Genomic DNA, 413 nt, shown 5'->3' on the forward strand with positions numbered 1-413 from the left:
GAGTCAAAAACAAAGAATACCAAAACCAGCACCACTGACCCAGAGAGTGGCTTCATGACTCGTGATAATAAGCCACAAGGCTTCTTCTACCTCGACCATCGAACCGTTGATGGTCAACATGGAATTATCCTCGATACCTATACCACCGCGGCGAACATCAATGACTCACAGCCTTACGTTCAACGCTTAGATTACACGCTTGCTACATTCCAATTGAACCCGATAGCCGTTGGACTGGATGCGGGCTACTTTACCGCTCCAGTGGCGGAGTCACTTGAACGTCGAGGTATTCTTGGCGTGTTCGGTTATCGACGTCCATCGAGAACGAAAAATGCGTTCAAAAAGAAACACTTTACTTACGACGCGCAAAGAGACTGCTACCAATGTCCGAATGGTCAGGCGTTGCTTTATAA

Annotated in this window: 1 protein-coding gene; it reads left to right on the forward strand. The window is 47.5% G+C overall.

What is annotated here, in order from left to right; genetic code table 11:
• A partial coding sequence (locus tag CIK04_RS32595; protein WP_142995069.1) for a transposase occupies positions 1 to 413 on the forward strand: 413 nt, incomplete at both ends.

This window comes from Vibrio sp. 03_296, from assembly GCF_002265885.1.